A 494-nucleotide genomic window follows, 5' to 3' on the forward strand; every position below is an offset into this window, starting at 1 on the left:
TCCACATGGGGTAATCGCGGGAGCGACGCGCCCTGGAACCGATCATAGCCTTGGAGGGTGGCTGTTCCCCGATAAGATGAAATACGGGCTCACGACTGGACGCCGGGCCCAGCATCAACGGAGAACAGCCATGGAAGAACATATCGGTCTCGACGTGTCGATGAAAGAGACGGCAGTGTCGATCCGCCGTGAAGGCGAACGGATCTGGCGCGGGAAGTGCGCATCTGATCCCAGGATCATTGCCGAGCTTGTCCGCAAGCGGGCGCCGGCCGCAAAGCGCGTCGTGTTCGAAACCGGCCCGCTGTCAGTTTGGTTCTATCATGCGCTGCGCGCCGAGGGATTGCCAGCCATCTGCATCGATGCGCGCCATGCCAAAGCCGCTCTCGATATGGCGGCGAACAAGACGGATGCGAATGACGCCGATGGTTTGGCGCGTCTTGCTGAAGCAGGATTCTTTCGCGAGGTGCGCGTGAAAGGCTTCGACAGTATGTTGA

The 494-nt window shown here is 60.1% G+C and carries 1 protein-coding gene; it reads left to right on the plus strand.

Translation table 11 applies throughout. The features are described from left to right. Window positions 1–130 precede the first annotated feature (130 nt). Window positions 131–494: IS110 family transposase (locus ACWTU9_RS33210; RefSeq protein WP_455862017.1), on the plus strand; the 364-nt coding region annotated here is incomplete at its 3' end.

The sequence above is a fragment of the Mesorhizobium sp. 128a genome, assembly GCF_053848025.1.